The 17934-nt window shown below is 71.6% G+C and carries 20 protein-coding genes; 9 read left to right on the top strand and 11 right to left on the bottom strand.

Annotation, left to right across the window (positions count from 1 at the left end):
- Positions 1–29 precede the first annotated feature (29 nt).
- The 4 genes from NMQ01_RS06060 to NMQ01_RS06075 form a co-directional block, all read right to left on the bottom strand.
- Positions 30–701, bottom strand: a complete 672-nt coding sequence (locus tag NMQ01_RS06060; protein WP_255185963.1) for an IclR family transcriptional regulator — start codon at positions 699–701, stop codon at positions 30–32.
- Positions 702–713: 12 nt separating this feature from the next.
- Positions 714–1472 carry an alpha/beta fold hydrolase gene (locus tag NMQ01_RS06065; RefSeq protein WP_255185964.1) on the bottom strand — a complete coding sequence of 253 codons (759 nt, stop codon included), beginning with the start codon at positions 1470–1472 and terminating at the stop codon, positions 714–716.
- Positions 1473–1536: 64 nt separating this feature from the next.
- Positions 1537–2505 (bottom strand): MerR family transcriptional regulator, encoded by a 969-nt coding sequence (locus tag NMQ01_RS06070; RefSeq protein WP_255185965.1) that lies wholly within the window; start codon positions 2503–2505, stop codon positions 1537–1539.
- 21 nt (positions 2506–2526) lie between these two features.
- The gene (locus tag NMQ01_RS06075; RefSeq protein ID WP_255185966.1) at positions 2527–2964 is read right to left on the bottom strand and encodes an SRPBCC family protein; all 438 of its coding nucleotides are present in this window, start codon (positions 2962–2964) and stop codon (positions 2527–2529) included.
- Positions 2965–3103: 139 nt separating this feature from the next.
- Here NMQ01_RS06075 and NMQ01_RS06080 point away from each other — a divergent pair, with 139 nt between their 5' ends.
- The 9 genes from NMQ01_RS06080 to NMQ01_RS06120 all read left to right on the top strand — a co-directional run bounded on the left by NMQ01_RS06080 (position 3104) and on the right by NMQ01_RS06120 (position 12509).
- Positions 3104–4393 (top strand): NAD(P)/FAD-dependent oxidoreductase, encoded by a 1290-nt coding sequence (locus NMQ01_RS06080; protein ID WP_255185967.1) that lies wholly within the window; start codon positions 3104–3106, stop codon positions 4391–4393.
- Positions 4390–5154, top strand: coding sequence for a DUF1365 domain-containing protein (locus tag NMQ01_RS06085; protein WP_255185968.1), 765 nt, complete (start codon positions 4390–4392; stop codon positions 5152–5154). The genes NMQ01_RS06080 and NMQ01_RS06085 overlap by 4 nt, the downstream gene beginning before the upstream one ends.
- Positions 5151–6410: a cyclopropane-fatty-acyl-phospholipid synthase family protein gene (locus NMQ01_RS06090; RefSeq protein WP_255185969.1), complete on the top strand. Its 1260-nt coding sequence runs from the start codon at positions 5151–5153 to the stop codon at positions 6408–6410. The genes NMQ01_RS06085 and NMQ01_RS06090 overlap by 4 nt, the downstream gene beginning before the upstream one ends.
- On the top strand, positions 6407–7159 hold the full coding sequence (locus NMQ01_RS06095) for an SDR family oxidoreductase (protein ID WP_255185970.1): 753 nt from the start codon (positions 6407–6409) through the stop codon (positions 7157–7159). The genes NMQ01_RS06090 and NMQ01_RS06095 overlap by 4 nt, the downstream gene beginning before the upstream one ends.
- Positions 7160–7253: 94 nt before the next feature.
- Positions 7254–7976 carry a CPBP family intramembrane glutamic endopeptidase gene (locus NMQ01_RS06100; RefSeq protein ID WP_255185971.1) on the top strand — a complete coding sequence of 241 codons (723 nt, stop codon included), beginning with the start codon at positions 7254–7256 and terminating at the stop codon, positions 7974–7976.
- A gap of 7 nt (positions 7977–7983) precedes the next feature.
- Entirely contained in the window at positions 7984–8937 is a 954-nt protein-coding gene (locus NMQ01_RS06105; RefSeq protein WP_255185972.1) for an NAD(P)H-binding protein, read from the top strand.
- 157 nt (positions 8938–9094) lie between these two features.
- Positions 9095–10687, top strand: coding sequence for a M20/M25/M40 family metallo-hydrolase (locus NMQ01_RS06110; protein WP_255185973.1), 1593 nt, complete (start codon positions 9095–9097; stop codon positions 10685–10687).
- A gap of 38 nt (positions 10688–10725) precedes the next feature.
- A complete protein-coding gene (locus tag NMQ01_RS06115; RefSeq protein ID WP_255185974.1) occupies positions 10726–11406 on the top strand; it encodes a hypothetical protein in 681 nt (226 codons plus the stop codon).
- Between the two features lie 32 nt (positions 11407–11438).
- Positions 11439–12509 (top strand): NADH:flavin oxidoreductase, encoded by a 1071-nt coding sequence (locus NMQ01_RS06120; RefSeq protein ID WP_255185975.1) that lies wholly within the window; start codon positions 11439–11441, stop codon positions 12507–12509.
- Between the two features lie 28 nt (positions 12510–12537).
- Here the strand turns inward: NMQ01_RS06120 and NMQ01_RS06125 are convergent, their stop codons facing one another.
- The 7 genes from NMQ01_RS06125 to NMQ01_RS06155 form a co-directional block, all read right to left on the bottom strand.
- Entirely contained in the window at positions 12538–13065 is a 528-nt protein-coding gene (locus tag NMQ01_RS06125; RefSeq protein ID WP_255185976.1) for a hypothetical protein, read from the bottom strand.
- Positions 13066–13501: 436 nt separating this feature from the next.
- Entirely contained in the window at positions 13502–14089 is a 588-nt protein-coding gene (locus NMQ01_RS06130) for a DUF6318 family protein (RefSeq protein ID WP_255185977.1), read from the bottom strand.
- 284 nt (positions 14090–14373) lie between these two features.
- Complete coding sequence (locus NMQ01_RS06135) at positions 14374–14499, bottom strand: hypothetical protein (RefSeq protein ID WP_255185978.1); 126 nt, start codon at positions 14497–14499, stop codon at positions 14374–14376.
- A 130-nt stretch (positions 14500–14629) separates the two neighbouring features.
- Positions 14630–15274 (bottom strand): NAD(P)-dependent oxidoreductase, encoded by a 645-nt coding sequence (locus tag NMQ01_RS06140; RefSeq protein ID WP_255185979.1) that lies wholly within the window; start codon positions 15272–15274, stop codon positions 14630–14632.
- Between the two features lie 7 nt (positions 15275–15281).
- Positions 15282–16343 carry an LLM class flavin-dependent oxidoreductase gene (locus NMQ01_RS06145; protein WP_255185980.1) on the bottom strand — a complete coding sequence of 354 codons (1062 nt, stop codon included), beginning with the start codon at positions 16341–16343 and terminating at the stop codon, positions 15282–15284.
- Between the two features lie 71 nt (positions 16344–16414).
- Positions 16415–17254, bottom strand: coding sequence for a DUF1989 domain-containing protein (locus NMQ01_RS06150; RefSeq protein ID WP_255185981.1), 840 nt, complete (start codon positions 17252–17254; stop codon positions 16415–16417).
- 8 nt (positions 17255–17262) lie between these two features.
- Positions 17263–17925: a GntR family transcriptional regulator gene (locus NMQ01_RS06155; protein ID WP_255185982.1), complete on the bottom strand. Its 663-nt coding sequence runs from the start codon at positions 17923–17925 to the stop codon at positions 17263–17265.
- Positions 17926–17934 lie beyond the last annotated feature (9 nt).

The raw sequence follows: 17934 nt of genomic DNA on the forward strand, positions 1-17934 counted from the left end.
CCGGTCAAGACCCGTTGAGCCGGGTGGGGTCAGAGTTGGGAGACGAGGTCCCGAGCCCGCTGCACGTGGGGGAGCAGGCTGTCGATGTCGAGGTCGGCAGGGGCCCCGAGGCGGATGACGCCGATCGAGCCCTCGACCTCGTCGGCGATGCTCCCCGTGCCGATGGCCAGGCCGACGGTGCCCGGCTGGACCTGGCCGTCGGAGACGGCATAGCCCAGCTCGCGGGCGACCCGCACGGCCTCGGCGTCGGTCGCTGCGGCGGGTCGCTGTGCGAGGATCGCGATGCCGTCGGCGCCGTGGGCGATCGGGTGGCGGGTGCCGATCTGGTAGCTGATGCCGATGGCGCCGCGCGCGCCCGGCTCGGCGACGGCGACGGCGACCGACTCGTCGCGGTCGGCGATCGAGACGAAGGCCGTGCAGCCCGTGCCGTCGGCGAGGTCCTGCACGAGCGGCTGCGCCGCCAGGCGGTACTGGCTCATGAAGCGTCCGGCGTAGGCGAGCGCGCCGGAGCCGAGCCGGTAGAGGCCGTCGCTGCCCTTGGCGACGAGGTGTCGCTGCTCGAGGGTCGCGAGCACCCGGTAGGCCCCGGCGCGGTGCACCCCGAGCTCGTCCGCGAGCGCCGCCGGGGAGGTGCCGCTCGTGCGCCGCGAGATGATCTCGATCGCCTCGAGGCCGCGGTCGAGGGTCTGCAGGGTGCTCATGGCTCCCGCAGTCTACGCAGCAGGCAGGGTCGCCTCGATGGCTGCCAGCAGGCCGAGCGGCGACTCGAACATCGCGTAGTGCCCGGCGTCGGGCAGCACCGTCAGCTCGCAGCCGGGGATCTGCTCCAACCACGTCGCGCGCATCGTCTCCTCGCCGAGGGCCGGGTCGTGGGCGCCGGCGACGGCGCGCACGGGGATGCTCGGCGCGGGCAGCTCGTCGGCGAAGTCGGCCCCGGTCCACGAGGCGAGGTAGCCGGCCACGGCCTCTGGCGTGGAGTGCTCCTGCGAGTAGGCGGTCATCGCGTCGAGCCAGCTGCCGGGGTGCCGGTTGCCCGTCGTGAAGTCGATGATCGCGCGCCGGTTGCCCGGCTCCTGCGCGGCCCCGCCGAAGAGCGCCTGTCCGTCGGCGTCGAGCGGCACGCCGGACGCGGGCACGGGGGAGATGCCGACGATCGCGGTGATGCGCTCGGGGTGCCGGCTCCAGGCGCGCAGCACCATGGCGCCGCCCATCGAGTGACCGACGAGCGCGAAGCTGTCCCAGCCGAGCTCGTCGGCCAGCGTGAAGACGTCGTCAGCGACGTCGTCGAGGGAGAAGTCGGTGGCCTCGCCCTGCCGCGCCCCGTAGCCGCGCAGGTCGAGGAAGGCGAAGGTGAAGGCCTCGGTGTCGACGAGATCGGGCAGGAGTCCCCACCCGTCGGCGCCGCCGAACCAGCCGTGCACGGCGATGACCTTGGTCGGGCCGTGGCCCACGAGAGTCGGGGAGATCGTCATTGACCGTCCTTGTCGTCGGGCGCGACGCGGCGGTCGCGCGCAGCTCGTCGAAGTGCTCCGGAGTCTACGCAGGGGCCGGGCGCCGGCGGCCGCCCCGCAGGAGCCGGCTCACTTCCGCGGCGGCGGGCCCGACGGCGTGCCCGAGCCGGGTGGCCGCCTCGACGTCGTCCTGGTGGCTGCCGCCGACGCAGACGGTCACCCCGTCGTGGTCGGCGAGGGTCCCGACGAGCGTGCGGGCCGCGCGGGCGTCCGGGCGCCGCGGCACGCCGATGACCACGCACCGCGCGGTGTGGGCCGTCAGAGCAGCGGTCCAGGCGTCGGTCGGCAGGTCGGCGCCCAGGTAGACGACGTCGACGCCCAGCCGACGCAGGGCGACGGCGAAGGCGAAGATCCCCAGCTCGTGGTGCGCCCCGGCGGGCAGGCCGACGATCACGCGTGGTCCACCGGTCCGGCTGGCGGCGGCGTCGAAGGCGGCAGCGAGCCGTCGCAGCACGGTGTGCGCGACGAGGTGCTCGCCGGCGACCGTGACCCGGCCGTCGGCCCAGGCTTCGCCGAGCTCGACGAGGGCGGGCATCAGCCAGTCGTCGACGACCGCCTCGAAGGAGCCGGTGGCGAATCGCTCGTCGAGAACCGCGGCGACCCCGGCCGGGTCCATCGCAGCGGCGGCGTCGAGCAGCCGCCGGGTCGCCTCGTCGCCGGACGAAGGCGGTGTGCTGAGGTGCGACGGAGGAGCCTCGACGTGGGGGCCGTCCGCCCGCGAGGGGGCGGGTGGGTCGGGGGTGGCCGATGGTGCGGGGGAGGGTGACCCCGTGCCGCTGTGGCGTCGGCCTGCCTCTGCCGCAGCATTGCTCGCCGTCCAGCCGTCGGCGACGAGCTCGGCCATCGTGCGCAGCCGCGCCAGCGTCTCGTCGTCGTAGAGGCGGTATCCGGCTTCGGTGCGCTGCGGCTCGACCACGTCGTAGCGGCGCTCCCAGGCCCGCAGCGTGGCGGCGGGGACGCCGGTCAGCTCGGCGGCGCGTTTGATCGTGTACATCGGGGGGGTCCTCCGGCTCCGTCACAGCCGTGGCAGCACCCGGGCGAGCGCCTGCTCGGCGTCGTCACCCAGGCGCGTCAGCGGGCGCCGGAGCAGCGGCGTGGCCAGCCGGGCGAGTCCCTTGAAGCGGAAGTCGGCCTCGTAGACGAGCGCGCTACCCCTCCCGCCGGTACCCGGGCGGATCGACATCCGGTCGTGCACGACGACGCTCGAGTTCTCCCCGCGCATGACGACGAGCCGGTCCGGCTGCAGGTCGACGGTGACGTAGGTCAGCTCGGTCTCGCGTCCGCGGAAGACGGAGCGGTTGCGGTAGCGGCTGCCGACTCCGCCGTCGCCCTCGACGAGGGTCGTCTGGAGCGTGCCGGGGTCCCACTCCTCGCTCGTGGTGAAGTCGCTGAGGTAGGCGAAGACGGCACTCGGGGGGGTGTCGGGGGCGGGGATCGTGCGGGTGATCTTCACGGCGAACCATCCTTGGACAAAGGTTTGACATGCGGGCAGATCTCACCCTACCTTTTGGACAAAGGTTGAACAATCCTTGCGGCCCTTCGGCGACGAACCCGTGAGGTCCCCCCCTTCGTCCCCCGTTGGAGCGCACGACGTGACCGAGCCCCGAGACCGAGCCTCTCGACCCACCGCAGCCATCATTGGTGGCGGGGTCTCCGGCCTGACCGCCGCCCACGTCCTCGCCCGGTCCTACGACGTCACCCTCTTCGAGGCGGACGAGCGCCTCGGCGGCCACGCCCACACGCACACTGTGGACACCGCCGCCGGGGAGGTCCGGGTCGACTCGGGCTTCATCGTCCACAACGAGCGCACCTACCCCCACCTTCTGCGACTCTTCCGCGAGCTCGACATCGCGACTCGGCCGACCGAGATGAGCATGTCCATCACCTGCGACGGGTGCGGCCTGTCGTGGGCCGGGGGGCGTGGCGCCGCAGCGGTGCTCGCGCAGCCCCGGCGGGCGGCCGACCCCCGCTTCGTGCGGATGCTCTGGGAGATCCCGCGCTTCCACCGCGCCGCGCGGGCGCTCCTGCACCAGCCGGGGGGAGGGCAGTCCCCGGACGACCCGACGTGGGGCGAGTTCCTCGAGGAGGGCGGCTTCTCGTCGTACTTCGTGGCGCACTTCGCGCTCCCGCTCGTCTCCTGCGTCTGGTCGTCCGGGGACGATGACTCGCTCGACTACCCCGCCCGGCACCTCTTCGCCTTCCTCGAGCACCACGGCATGCTCAGCGTCTCCGGCTCGCCCACGTGGCGGACCGTGGTCGGCGGATCCGCCACCTATGTCGACGCGCTCGCCGCGCGGCTGGGCGAGGTGCGCACCAGTGCTCCGGTCACCTCCGTGACGCGACACCCCGACGGCGTCGACGTGCGCACCGCCGCCGGGGTTACGTCCTTCGACCGGGCGGTCGTCGCGACCCACGCCGACCAGGCGCTCGCCCTGCTCGCCGACGCGACTCTGCAGGAGAGGGAGGACCTCGCCGCGATCCGCTACTCCCGCAACGCGACGGTGCTGCACCGCGATGCCAGCCTGCTCCCGACGGCACCGCGGGCCCGGGCCTCGTGGAACTACCGCAGCGCCACGTGCGGTGGCGCCGACCGGCCCCGGGTCACCTACTGGATGAACCGCTTGCAGGGCTTTGACGAGACCGGTGACCAGTTGCTCGTCTCGCTCAACTCTGCCGATGACTTCGCCGAAGGGAGTGTCGTCGCCCGGATGGACTACGCACACCCGGTCTTCACCCGGGAGGCCGTCGCTGCCGCCGCGCGGCTGCGCACCGCGGGCGGCGACCGGCTCGCCTTCGCGGGGGCGCACCTGGGCTGGGGATTCCACGAGGACGGGTGCCGCTCGGGCGTCGAGGCCGCGCAGCGTCTCGGGGTGACCTGGTGACCACCGCGCCCACATTCACCACGCTTCCGTCCCTGCCGAGCCTCGTCGTCGGGACGGTGAGCCATCGACGCCGGACCCCCATGGACCACTCCTTCACGCACCCGCACTACCAGTGGCTCGTCGACCTCGCCGACCTGCCGCGGCACCGGTGGCCGCTGCGGCTGCTCACTCGCATCGAGGCGCGCGACCACCTCTCGGGTGGCGCGGCAGGAGGCGGGATCCGTGGCGACCTCGAGCGCTTCCTCGCTCGTCGGGGCGTCGACCTCGATCCCACCGACCGGGTCGTCATGCTCGCCCACGCGCGCGTGCTCGGCCACGTCTTCGACCCGCTCACCGTCTACTGGTGCCTCGCGCCCGACGGGGGGCTGCGCGCCACGGTCCTCGAGGTGCACAACACCTACGGCGAGCGGCACGCCTACCTGCTCGACCTCGACGACCGAGGGCGGACGCGTACCGACAAGCAGTTCTACGTCTCGCCCTTCAACGACACCCGCGGCACCTACGATGTGCGCGTGCACCTCGACGCGGACCGGGTCGCGGTCACCGTCGCGCTCGATCGCGACGGCGAGCGGGTGCTCACGGCGACGACCACCGGGGCGATCCGGCAGGCGTCGCGAGCTGCGGTGGTGCGCACCGCCCTTCGCCACCTGCCCATGACCTGGCGGGTCACCGCTCTGATCCGACTCCACGGCGTCTGGCTGTGGGCCAGGCGCCTGCCGATCCAGCCCCGCAGCCCCCACCACCAGGAGGACCTGAGATGACTGCCCCCGCCCTCGACCGACCGCTGTGCCTGCGCCGGCCCTCCCTCCGACCGTGGTGCGTGCGCGCGCACCTGGCCCGCCCGATCCTCGCCACGGTGCTCGGCCGGGTCCCGGTCCGGGTCACCCTGCCCGACGGTCGCGCGCTCGGCGGCGCGGCCGACGACCCCGCCGCTCCGACCCTGCGGATGCTGCGCCCCACCGCGCTCTACGAGCGGATGGCGCACCACCCGAAGATCGGGCTCGGCGAGGGCTACATGGCCGGCGACTGGGACGCGGCGCCGGGCACCGACTTGGCCGACGCGCTCGTGCCCTTCGCGGAGCGGATGACGACGATGATCCCGGCTGGCCTCAGCCGACTGCGCCGGGTCGTCGACCGGAGCATCCCGGCCGCTACCCGCAACACTCTCTCCGGGTCCCGGACCAACATCGAGGCGCACTACGACCTGAGCAACGAGCTCTTCGCCGCCTTCCTCGACGAGACGCTCAGCTACAGCTCTGCGCTCTTCGACCCCTCCCGACCCGTGGCGGAGCAGAGCCTCGAGGAGGCGCAGCGGGCCAAGATCGAGGCGGTGCTCGACGCCGCCGACGTGCGGGCCGGCGCCCGGGTCCTCGAGATCGGGTCCGGGTGGGGGTCACTCGCGATTGCCGCCGCCCAGCGCGGGGCGCACGTCACGACGATCACGCTGTCGGGCGAGCAGGCCGAGCTCGCCCGCGAGCGCATCGCGGCTGCCGGGCTCGCGGAGCAGGTCGAAGTGCGGGTGCAGGACTACCGCGAGGTCGCCGGGGAGTTCGACGCGGTCGTCAGCGTCGAGATGATCGAGGCGGTCGGCGAGGAGTACTGGCCGACCTACTTCCGGGCGATCGACGACTTGCTCGCCCCCGGTGGGGTTGCCGCGATCCAGTCGATCCTCATGTCGCACGACCGCTACCTCGCGACCCGTCGCTCCTACGGGTGGATCCAGAAGCACATCTTCCCCGGAGGCCTCATCCCCTCGACCCGGGCGATCGAGGAGACGACCGAGCGGCACACCTCGCTGCGGGTGACGAGCGCGCACCACTTCGGCCAGGACTACGCGGTGACGCTGCGCCGGTGGCGCGAGCGCTTCCTGGAGCAGTGGCCGACGATCTCCGCGGCGGGCTTCGACGAGACCTTCCGGCGCACGTGGGAGTTCTACCTCGCCTACTGCGAGGCCGGCTTCGCTGCCGGCTACCTCGACGTGGCGCAGATCCGCCTCGAGCGCGAGGTGCTGTTGTGAGCAGCCTGGTGGGGCAGCGGGTCTGGCTCGTCGGGGCGTCGAGCGGCATCGGCGCGGCTCTCGCCGATGAGCTGCACGAGCGCGGCGCGATCGTCGCCGTGAGCGCGCGCCGGGCGGATCGGCTCGACGAGCTGTCCCGCGGGCGCTTCGCGACCGTCCCGGTCGACGTGACCGACCACGCCGCGGTGCTCGAGGGGGCACGGCAGGTGGGCGAGACCATCGGGCCCATCGACACGGTCGTGTGGTGTGCCGGCTACTGGCACACCTTCGACGCGACCGACTGGCAGGCCGAGGAGTTCGCCCGGCATGTCGAGGTCAACCTGCTCGGGCTCGGGCACGTCATCGACGCGACCGTGCCCGAGATGGTCGCCCGGCGCAGCGGGCACGTCGTGGGGGTCGCGTCGGTCGCAGGCTACCGCGGGCTCTCCGGTGCAGAGGCCTACGCCGCAACGAAGTCGGCCCAGATCACCCTCCTGGAGTCCATGCGAGCGTCCTTGTCCGCGAAGGGAGTTCGCGTTACGACGGTCTGCCCCGGCTTCGTCCGGACGGAGATGACGGAGAGCAACTCCTTCCCCATGCCTTTCATCATCGACGCCGACGAGGCGGCGCGCGAGATCGCCGACGGCCTCGAGTCGGGCCGACCCGAGATCGTCTTCCCGTGGCCCATGGCGGTGACGATGAAGCTCGCCCGCCTCCTGCCGGTGCGCGCATGGACGGCGCTGTCCGCGCGACTGGCGGGGAGCTCGTGACCAGCGTGATGTGGTTTCGCCGGGACCTGCGCCTGGCCGACCACACGGTGCGGCCGCGACGTGTAAGGCTGGACCGTTACGAGCAAGTGCGGGCATGATCCACCCCGTGGTGGAGCTGCGGGCCTTCATCGCAGCAGCGGTTGTCGCGCCGGTGCCGCGTGATCACCGGGAGCCCGACGCGCTGGTACGCCGACGCCGGGTGGTCAGCGCGCTGACCCTCGTCGTCGGAGCGGTCGTCCTCGCGGTGACCCTGCGCATCCCGCCTGGTGACGAGTCCTTCTACGTCGGCGGGCTGGCGCTCGCCGGGGTGTGGGCGGTCGGGAGCCTGGCGGCCGGGAGGCTGCACGTCGGGTGGGCACACACGCGCGAGTCCGGGCTGGCGCGACCGGTGGTGCAGCCCGTGGCACTGGCGCTGCTCGCCGTCGGAGTCTTCGTCGCCGGCGCCGTCGTCGTCGGCGCGGTGCCGTGGCTCGCCGACCGGGTCGATGCGGTGCTCGACCACGCCCGCTACGGCTCGCTGCCGATCGTCTGGCTCATCACCGTCGTGACGGGGGTCGGCGAGGAGCTCTTCTTCCGCGGGGCCCTCTTCGCCGCGGTCGGTAGTCGGCACGCGCTCGCCGTGACGACCCTCGTCTACACACTTGTCACCGCCGCCACCGGCAACGTCATGCTCACCTTTGCTGCCCTGCTGCTGGGGCTGCTCACCGGGGCCCAGCGTCGGGTCACCGGGGGAGTGCTCGCCCCGGTCATCACCCATGTCATCTGGTCCAGCTCGATGCTCGTGCTCCTTCCACCCGCCCTCGACCTCCTGAGGTGATCCACCCATGACCGAAACTTCCACCCCCTTCGCCGCGCCGGAAGAGCCCGGCACCGCACTCGTCACCGGCGCCACCGGCTACATCGGCGGGCTGCTCGTGCCCCGGCTGCTCGACGACGGCTGGACGGTGCGGGTCCTCACGCGCTCGAGTGAGCGGCTGCGCGGCCGCGACTGGGCCGACCGTGTCGAGGTCGTCGAGGGCGACGCGACGTCCGAGGCCGACCTGCGCCGGGCACTGTCGGGGACCGACGTCGCCTATTACCTCGTGCACTCGATGGACGGCGGGGGTGATCTCGCGCGCCGCGACCGAGAGCTCGCTGAGGGCTTCGCCGCGGCCGCGGACGAGGCCGGAGTGGGGCGCATCGTCTACCTGGGCGGCTTGCACCCCGAGGGTGCGGACCTGTCGGAGCACCTCGCCTCGCGCGTCGAGGTCGGGCAGATCCTGCTCGACGGGCCGGTGCCGGCCGCGGTGCTCCAGGCGGCGGTCGTGCTGGGCGACGGGTCGGTCTCCTTCGACATGCTGCGCTACCTCACCGAGCGGCTACCCGTGATGGTCGCGCCGCGGTGGTTGCGCAACCGGATCCAGCCGATCGCGATCGACGACGCGCTGCACTACCTCGTCGGTGCGGCGTCCCTGCCCGCTGAGGTCGACCGGGCCTTCGACATCGGGGGGCCCGAGGTGCTGACCTACGAGCAGATGATCCAGCGCTTCGCGACGGTGACCGGACTGCGGCGACGGGTGGTCGTCACGCTGCCGGTGCTCACGCCGTGGCTCGCGAGCCACTGGGTCGGGGTCGTCACCCCGGTCGACGCCGGCGTGGCGAAGCCGCTCGTCGGCAGCCTCGTGCACGAGGTAGTGCGGCGCGAGCACGACCTCGACGCCCTCGTGGGTCTGCCCGCGCAGGGACTCGTCGGCTTCGACGAGGCGGTCCGGCGGGCGATGCGCGGGGTGCGGCGCTAGCCGGGTCACGGCATCGTCAGGGGGACTTCATGGCCCGGTCAGGTCGTGCCCGCCGGTCGCGAAGGGAGGACCGCTCGCCTCACTACCGAGCGGTCACCCTTGGGTCGCTCGGGTGCTCGGCGACAGCCTGCGCTGACCACCGACAAAGGAGTCGCAGATGCACAGCTCGCCCGACGAGACCCCTGACCGGACCGCTGACCGCCCTACCGGTGACGACCACGCCACGACCAGCCGACTGCCGCGCCGCGCCTTCCTCGGCGGCGTGGGTGTCGCCGTCATGGGGGTGGCCACCGCGGGAGGCGCCGGGGCCTTCCAGCGCACGTCGCCCCCTTCGACCGGCATGTCGGGGGCGGCGATCCCGGCCGCGGACATGGACCCGCTCGACCTGCTCAAGCGGATGCTGTCCTTCGACACGCAGAACAGCGGCCAGGGTGGCAAGACCCGGCCGCACGCCGAGATGCTCAAGGCGGTGTGGGAGCGCGCCGGCGTGACGGCCGAGATCATCGACACCCCGCAGCCGGACAACGTCCACCTGCTCGCCCGCATCCCCGGACAGGGCAGCGAGAAGCCGCTGCTCATCCTCGGCCACTCCGACGTCGTGCCCGTAGAGGAGGAAAACTGGGACGTCGACCCCTTCGCCGGCGAGGTCGTCGACGGCGAGATCTACGGCCGCGGTGCGCTCGACATGAAGGGCGCCAACTCCGCGATGATCAGCGCCCTGCTCCGACACCTCGACGAGGGCGCCACCTTCGACCGCGACATCATCGTGCTCACCGACTGCGACGAGGAGGCCGGCTCCTACGGCTCGGGCTGGCTGGCGGAGAACCACTGGGACAAGATCGACGCGGGTTGCGTTCTGACAGAAGGAGGTTGGTTCCTCGCGCAGAGCGACAAGACGACGCCGATGCTCATCACCGCCACCCGGCAGGACAACGTCTACTTCAACATCGACATCGTCGCGAAGGGCACCGCCACGCACTCGTCGAAGCCGATGCCCGACGACTCCGCGATCGTCACGCTCTCGCGGGCGCTGACGACGCTCGGCGAGTGGGAGGCGCGGGTGGAGCTCACCGACGTCACCCGCGAGTACTTCCAGGCGCTCGCCGACGCGACGACCAACCGGGACTTCGCCAAGGCGATCCGCCTGATGCTCAAGGCGAAGAGCCAGCCCTCGCGCGAGCGGGCCGCCGCGCTCGTCGTCAAGCACTCCGACTACCCCTATTTGCACCGCGCGCTGCTGCGCACGACGCACGCCTTCGTCATCCAGGAGGCGGGGTACAAGGAAAACGTCATCCCCTCGGAGGCGACGACGCGCGTCAACTGCCGCGGGATCCCCGGTGGGGAGAAGCCGCGCGAGTTCCTCGCCGCGGTGCGCAAGCTGCTCGCGGACAAGGAGGTCGAGGTCGTCCTCGCCGGCAACCCCGGCGAGAGCGAGGAGCAGGCGCTGGCCCGGCTCGACACGACCTGGGCGACGCCGCCGGCCGACATCGACACCGACCTGTGGCGGGCGCTCGAGTCGGCCGCGGAGGAGACCTACGAGGGCACCCCCTTCGCCCCGGCGCTCTTCGAGGCCGGCACGAGCCTCGGCCCGTGGCGGGAGAAGGGCGTGCCCGGCTACGGCGTCTACCCCTATGTGCTGAGCAACGAGCAGCTCATCGGCATGCACGGCAACAACGAGCGGATCTACGTCGAGGCGCTCCAGCAGGGCAGCGACTACATGTACGAGGTCTTCGGCGCGCTGCGGGTCTGACCCGGACAGGGGAGCGGGGTGCGTGGTAGTCATCGAAGGTGCCTCCTGACGAAGTCCACGCGCTCCGCTCCTACCGCCGCACCGCCGCCTGGGTCTTCCGCGGCGGTGCCGCTCTGCTCGTCGCGATCGTCGTCGGCACGGTCGCGGTGGCCCTCGGCGCCCAGGATCGGCGCGAGCATCTCCTCGGGCAGAGCGTGCACACGCAGGCGACGGTCGTCGGCGTCGACGCGGGTGGTCTGTGCGGCCGGAGCGCGCAGCGCGAGCACCACTACACGCTCACCTGGGACGAAGGGGGCGCCTCCCGTCAGGAGACCATCACCCGTTGCGGGAGTGGCGAGTACGACGTCGGTGAGCGCGTCGAGATCTGGTCGACGTCGGGCATGCCCTACACGGAGTCCGCGCTGGTGTGGCGACTGCTCGTCGGCGGCATCGCCCTCGTCTTCCTGCTGCTGGCGGCCGGGGCGCTGTGGCAGGAGCGCCGCCTGCGTCGTGACGTCGACGCGGTGCTCGGCGGGGCGCAGCCGGCGACGTCGTATGCGGTGGCGGACCTGTCGCGGTGGTGGCTGCCCTTCCACCGCACCGTGTACCCGAAGGGGGCTTCCGGCCCGCACCCGCCGCCCGGGACCGTGTACCCCCTTCGCCTGGGGAGGCGCGGTCGGCCGCGTGGGCTGACCCTGCACGTCGCGCCGGACGGTGCGCGGCGGTGGTACTCGACGTGAGGGGCGCCGCGCCCGTTTGCGACGATGGCGCGATGACCTCGCTGCACGATCGCCTCGACCTCACCCACGGGCCCGCGTGGGCCAACCGGCTCGCCCTGGCGCCGCTGACCAACACGCAGAGCCACGCGGACGGGACGCTCTCGGACGACGAGTACCGGTGGCTGGTGGCGCGGGCCGAGGGCGGCTTCGGCATGACGATGACCTGCGCGACCTACGTGGCGCGCGCGGGGCAGGCGTGGGGTGGCCAGCTGGGCATCAGCGACGACCGCCACCTCGAGGGTCTGACCCGGCTCGCCGACGGCATCCGCGCCGCGGGCAGCGTCTCGTCGGTGCAGCTGCACCACGGCGGCCGGCGATCCGACCCGGGCGTCACCGGGGTCGACAACGTCGCGCCGTGGGAGGACCCCGAGCGCGGGGTGCGGGCGCTGAGCACCGGTGAGGTCCAGCAGGCCGTCGAGGACTTCGTCGTCGGGGCGGAGCGCGCGCAGCGTGCGGGCTTCGACGGCGTCGAGGTCCACGGTGCGCACGGCTATCTCCTGTGCCAGTTCCTCGACGGGCGGCACAACCACCGCACCGACGGCTACGGCGGGTCGCTCGAGGACCGGGCGCGGGTGATCTTCGAGGTGCTCCGCGGGATCCGTGAGCGCACCGGCCCGGACTTCCAGGTCGGCATCCGGCTGACGCCGCAGGGCAACGGGATCGTCCTCGACGAAGGCGTCACCGTCGCGCAGTGGACCCTCGACTCCGGCCTCGTGGACTACGTCGACATGTCGCTGTGGGATGCCTTCATGACCGTCGGCGAAGGGGAGGACCTCCTCATCGACGCCTTCACCGGGCTCGAGCGGGGCCGGACGCGGTTGGGTGTCGCGGGCAAGATCCGCTCCGCGCAGCAGGCGCGGTGGTGCCTGGCGAAGGGGGCGGACTTCGTCGACCTCGGACGCGCCGCGATCATCCACCACGACATGCCGCGGCGGATCGAGCAGGACTCGAGCTTCGCGATGGCGGCGCTGCCGGTGAGCCGGCAGCACCTGCGTGACGAGCGGGTGAGCGACACCTTCATCGACTACCTCGACGCGGGGTGGCCTGACTTCGTGGCGGGGTGACGTCGGCTGGCGGTGCGGTCGGGGCGACTCAGCGGGTCAGGCGGGTGCGGGTGCCGAGGACCTCGAGGGTGTCGACGGGCTCGTCCTGCAGGTCGGCGACGGTGGCGATGTCCTGCCACTGACCGCCGTTGACGCGGTACTGGCCGGTGAGTCGGGCGTCGACCTTGATCTCCCGGGTGCCGGTGTCCTTGTAGGTGTGGACGACGTCGCCGTCGGGGTAGGTCCCGCCGGTGCTCGTCGTCCAGCCGGAGGTCGTGCCGTCGCCGAAGTCGTAGCGGTACTCCTTGGCTGCGACCTTGAACTCGACGGTCCAGGACAGGAGTTTGATCTTGTCGCTGACCTCGCCGGGCTCGAGGCCCGAGTCGTCGGGCCACTGGGCCGCGTAGAAGGTCTTGAGGCCCTTGAGCGTCTTGTTGCCCCTGGGCTGGACGGTGACGCTCGGCTTGCTGAAGGGCAGCTCGCGGAAGGCGGTCTGGATCTGGGCGAAGGTCGGGACCGGCGGCGCCTGGACCGGAACCGTTCGCGGGGGCTGCCCGGGTGCGCCTGGAACCGTCACCGAGTCAGGGATACCGCATGAGACCCGGACGGGCTCCCAAGGCCCGTTGTTGACCCGGACGGAGGTCACGATGGGGGTATCGAAGTTGCTGGGGTCTCCCGAGAGCGTGATGCACCCTGCGCGTGTGCCGTTGCACTCGTCCATGTCCGGTTCGCACGGGGGTCGTACATGACCTCGATCTTGTCTGCTTTCTTCGTGCCCTTCACCGTCGGCTGCGAGATGTTGGCGGATCGGGGTGTCCCCGAGCGCGCCGCAGGCGCGCCGCCTGCCTCCGCGCCCTTGGTCGTACCTGGCAAAACGCCGTGCTCTTCAACGGACGCTTCCGCGAAGCCGTCCGTGAGATCACTATGCGGACTGCCGTGGTCTGCATACGCGATCTGAGGGCCTGCGAACAACGCAGCCAGCAGGATGCAGAAGGCCCACAGGCTTGGCCGTGTCACGTGACAATCCAATCCTTGACCTGCCAGCGGCCATCCGCCCAGGACACGTGCTCGGTCACTGTGTAACTCGTGGCATTCACATCTCCGTTTGACACGCCCTTCGAGTCGATGCGGTGATGGCTAGCGACAGTCACGTCAAGGACAACCTTGTAGCCCTCGTCGGGCCGCTTTGTAGCGACTGCCCGTCGGACCGTGTATGGGTTCTTGTCCTTCTTCCAGCCCTTGGCCTTGTCAGCCTCGATGTTCTTGATGGCGGTTGCACAGACGCTGCAATCGCTGGCCCCAAGGGTCTGGAAGACAGTGGTATCGGCACTCTTGGCAGCGTCTCCGTATGCGAGAAGGAAGTACTCGCCGAAGGCTGCTGCGCCTTCCTTCGTCTCTTCGCGGGCCTCGGCTGGCATGTCGTCAGGCAAGGACGGGTCATCACTTGAGGTGCTCGGCTCCGAGCTGGACTCGGACGAGGAACTCGAATCCGAAGACGTGGACGACGACTTGCTCGCGTCGATGGGGGAGGCGGTGGTCGTCGACTCCTCTGGCTCGCTGTCGTCACCACAGGCGGCCAGGCCGCCGGTCAGGACTGCCACGGCAGCAAGGATCGCTGCACCTCGCGTGGACTGCACGGGCTCTCCCCTTCGTCGCATGTGGGGCAGAGCCCGCCCCCGAACTGCATCCACCGTAGTGAAATCCGGGGAAGCCGCCTCTTGACGATCCACAGGCCCGGCGTGGCCCGTCGTACGGAGCAACGGCGTAGTCGCCGATTTGGCCCGACAGGGCGCGGTTCTGGGGGCCTCAGGAGTGCCCCGCCCACCAGCGCCGCCGACGACTCATCGCCCCGCCGGTGGGCCGGCGGGGCGAAGGGAGTCGTGGGTCAGTTCGGCGGCTGCTTGACGCGCGAGTTGGTCATGAGGGTCTGCTCGACCCAGGCCATGACGAAGGGGAGGGCCGCGACCGAGATCGTCGCCGCTCCCGTCAGAAGGCCTGTCGTGAGGTTCATGTCATCCACGGTTGCACCGATGGCACGATCCGGCGATCCAGAGTGGCGAGTCGGCGATCTCGTCACCGGATCTTGACCTTAGGGCCCGAACTCGTCCCGCCATGCGGACCGCGCGCCGGCCGACGCCGCGTCAGTGGGCGACGGTGAAGCGCTGGCGCGGGTGCTTGCGCTGCTCGATCTCGTCGACGTAGGCCAGGGCGAAGTCGGTCCCGGAGATCTCCGAGTTGCCCTCGGCGTCGGTGACGAGCTCGTCGCCGCCGAGCCGGTAGCTGCCGGTGGTCTCGCCAGGAGCGAAGGAACCGAAGAGGGCAGCGGGGGAGACGTAGAACCAGTCGAGCTCGGCCGGGCCCTCGCGCAGGGCGTCGAGCACCTTGGCGTGGGAGAGGGCCTCCGGCTTCCAGTCCTCGTGGAAGTCCGGGGTGTCGATGAGGCGGGGACCGCCCTTCGCCACGTGCAGGGACCCGGCGCCGCCGACGAAGGACAGGCGCGCGCCGTGGTCGATGGCGGCGGAGGTGAGGCGGGCGACGTGGTCGACGAGCGGGGAGCCGCCGACGTCGGCGCCGTGCGTGGCCACGACCAGGTCGTCGGCGTCGGCCGCGGCCTGCGCGAGGACGGTGTCGTCGGTGAGCGAGCCGGTGCGGTACTCCACGCCCTCGGCCTGCTCGGCCGGGGCGGTGCGGCTGTAGGAGATGACCTGGTGGCCGCGGGAGGCGGCTTCGCGGGCGATGTTGCCGCCGGCGTATCCGGTGCCGCCGAAGATGACGATGGTGCTCATGGTGTTCCTATCTGTTGGGGTTACAGGCGGGGATGGGCGCGACGGGGCCGTCGCTGTTGCGGCGCCACCCGAGCTCGGGGGCGACGTGCTGGGCGAAGGCCTCGAGGATGTGCAGGTTGTAGTCGACGCCCAGCTGGCTCGGGATGGTGAGCATGACGGTGTCGGCGGCCTCGATGGCAGGGTCGGCCTTGAGCTGCTCGACGAGCTGGTCGGGCTCGGCGGCATAGGTCTTGCCGAAGGTCGAGCGGAAGCCGTCGATGATGCCGACCTGGTCGCTGCCCTGGCCCTGCAGGCCGAAGAAGTGCCGGTCGAGGTCGCTGACGATCGGGAAGATGCTGCGGGAGACCGACACCCGCGGCGACCAGTCGTGGCCCGCCTCGCGCCACGCGGCGCGGTAGAGGTCGATCTGCTCGCGCTGGAGCTCGCCGAAGGAGGCGCCGGTGGCCTCGGTGAGCAGCGTCGAGCTCATGAGGTTGACTCCCTGGCGCGCGGTCCACTCGGCGGTCTCGCGGCTGCCGGCGCCCCACCAGATGCGGCGGTCGAGGCCGGGGGAGTGCGGCTCGACCCGCAGCCGGCCGGCGGGACCCTGCGTCGGGTCGGCGTCGACGACTTTGTCCCCTCGGACCGCGGACATGAAGGTGTCGAAGTGCTCGCGGGCGATGTCGGCGCCGCGCGGATCGCGAGCACCGGTGTGGCCGAAGGCTTCCCACCCACGCAGGGCCGGCTCCGGTGACCCCCTGCTCACGCCGAGCGCGACCCTCCCTTCGGAGATCAGGTCGAGGGCCGCAGCCTCCTCGGCCAGCTGCAGCGGGGTCTCGTAGCGCATGTCGATGACGCCGGTGCCGACCTCGATGTGCTTGGTCCGGGCCGCGATCGCCGACAGGACCGGCATGGGCGCCGCGCCCTGCCGGGCGAAGTGGTGGACGCGGAAGTAGGCGCCGTTGACGCCGATCTCGTCCGCCCCGACCCCGATCTCGACGGCATCGCGCAGGGCCTGGCCCGCGTCGGGGTCACCAGGCCCGCTGCCGTGGCCGTAGTGCCCGAAGCTCAAGAATCCGAAGGCGTGCATGACCCGTGCAACTGGTTGTCACGGCAACTAATTCCCGGACGTCGCCCGACCTCGGCGGCAGGGGCGGGTGCTCAGGCCCAGGGGCGCGCGGCGAGGCCGTGGTCCTGCGCGTAGGCAGCACGCTCCGGCGGGGTCCAACCCTCGAGCGCGGCGTCGGGGACCTGGTAGACCTCGATGCCGAGCGGGCGGCAGACCGCCTCCGTGTCGCCGGCCTCGGGGCCGAACATCGGCACCGACAGGTCGCCGCCGGGGCACGTCGACAGCGCAGCGAGGATGTCGATCTCGGCGAAGAACTCGAAGTAGTCGCCCTGCTGCGCAGGGCAGGTCTTCATGAAGTACTGGTCGTCGTCGTTCAGCCCCGTGCACTGGAAGACGTTGAGCACGTCGTGCACGTCGAACTCCGTGAGGTGCCACGGTCGCACGGCCCGCGTCAGGTTGGAGTGGCAGTGGTAGTCGAAGGGGGCGTCGTTGAGCATCTGGTTGACGTAGGGATCGCAGCGGGTTCCGAGCAGATCGTGGACGCGCCCCCCTTCGTCATCGACGCCGTAGTCGGCCAGCGAGTCACCGGTGATCGTCACGAGAGGACGCAGGAAGGGCAGGGTCGACCACAGTCGGTCGAAGACCGAGACGTGCGCGGCCTGCAGCTGCCGGGTGCGCGAGGCCCACAGACGCTCGCGGGGGTCGTGCAGGTTCCACAGGTTGAGGTCGGCGACCTGCGGACCCTCGATGGTGACGATCCGGCACACGTGCCCAGCCGGCACCTCCCAGGCCCGACCGCTGCGGATCGGGATGGTGAAGGAGTCGACGAGCTCCCGCCCTTCGGTCGTCGAGCCGATGCGGCCGTAGAGCTCGCGGTCGACGTCGAGGGGGCCGCCGGGGTCGGCCTGGTAGGCGGCTTCGGTGAGGTCCATGGGGTCTCCTATCGGTGGGTGGTCTGGCGGCGGACCATGTCGAGCACGGTCAGCTCGGAGTCGTGGAGGTAACCACGCAGGAGGCGCTCGGCACCCGCACGGTCGCCGTCGGCGAGGTGCTCCCAGATCGCGCGGTCGCGCGGGCCCCATGGGCGCTGGAAGGAACTGGTGTCGCCGGCGGCGTGGAACGCGAGACGCAGCCGACCGAGGATCGTGTCGAAGAACTGGTCGAGCAGGGGAGAGCCGAGCAGGCGGACGAGCGCGGAGTGGAACTCCAGGCTCGAGCTGGCGTAGTCCTCCCACCGCGCTGCGCGCTCGGCGGTCTCGGTCGTCTCGACGGCCCGGCGCAGCTCGTCGAGCGCGTCGTCGGGGGCGTAGGCGGCGTCCTGGACTGCGCGCACCTCGAGGGCGATGCGGGCGGCGTAGATGTCCCGCACGTCGGCCGTCGTCAGGGTGCGCACGACGAAGCCCTGGTGGTTGCGGTGATCGAGCAGGCCCTCGTGCCGCAGGAGGCTGAGCGCCTCGCGGGCGGTGTTGCGGGAGACGCCCAGTTCGGCGGCAACGGCAGAGTCGCGCACGGGTGCCCCCGGGGCGAGGTCTCCGGTGATGATGCGCGAGCGCAGAATGGCCGCGAGCTGCGAGGTCGTGCCGCCCGGCTGGTCCTGAGTCATGGGGGAGAC

The organism is Janibacter sp. CX7, from assembly GCF_024362365.1.
Lineage (GTDB): Bacteria > Actinomycetota > Actinomycetes > Actinomycetales > Dermatophilaceae > Janibacter.

Bases quoted from the DNA above. Each gene is read 5' to 3' on its own strand.
- NMQ01_RS06060 (WP_255185963.1), bottom strand. From the start codon at position 701: ATGAGCACCCTGCAGACCCTCGACCGCGGCCTCGAGGCGATCGAGATC.
- NMQ01_RS06065 (WP_255185964.1), bottom strand. From the start codon at position 1,472: ATGACGATCTCCCCGACTCTCGTGGGCCACGGCCCGACCAAGGTCATC.
- NMQ01_RS06070 (WP_255185965.1), bottom strand. From the start codon at position 2,505: ATGTACACGATCAAACGCGCCGCCGAGCTGACCGGCGTCCCCGCCGCC.
- NMQ01_RS06090 (WP_255185969.1), top strand. From the start codon at position 5,151: ATGACTGCCCCCGCCCTCGACCGACCGCTGTGCCTGCGCCGGCCCTCC.
- NMQ01_RS06100 (WP_255185971.1), top strand. From the start codon at position 7,254: ATGATCCACCCCGTGGTGGAGCTGCGGGCCTTCATCGCAGCAGCGGTT.
- NMQ01_RS06105 (WP_255185972.1), top strand. From the start codon at position 7,984: ATGACCGAAACTTCCACCCCCTTCGCCGCGCCGGAAGAGCCCGGCACC.
- NMQ01_RS06110 (WP_255185973.1), top strand. From the start codon at position 9,095: ATGCACAGCTCGCCCGACGAGACCCCTGACCGGACCGCTGACCGCCCT.
- NMQ01_RS06120 (WP_255185975.1), top strand. From the start codon at position 11,439: ATGACCTCGCTGCACGATCGCCTCGACCTCACCCACGGGCCCGCGTGG.
- NMQ01_RS06135 (WP_255185978.1), bottom strand. From the start codon at position 14,499: ATGAACCTCACGACAGGCCTTCTGACGGGAGCGGCGACGATCTCGGTC.
- NMQ01_RS06140 (WP_255185979.1), bottom strand. From the start codon at position 15,274: ATGAGCACCATCGTCATCTTCGGCGGCACCGGATACGCCGGCGGCAAC.
- NMQ01_RS06145 (WP_255185980.1), bottom strand. From the start codon at position 16,343: ATGCACGCCTTCGGATTCTTGAGCTTCGGGCACTACGGCCACGGCAGC.
- NMQ01_RS06150 (WP_255185981.1), bottom strand. From the start codon at position 17,254: ATGGACCTCACCGAAGCCGCCTACCAGGCCGACCCCGGCGGCCCCCTC.
- NMQ01_RS06155 (WP_255185982.1), bottom strand. From the start codon at position 17,925: ATGACTCAGGACCAGCCGGGCGGCACGACCTCGCAGCTCGCGGCCATT.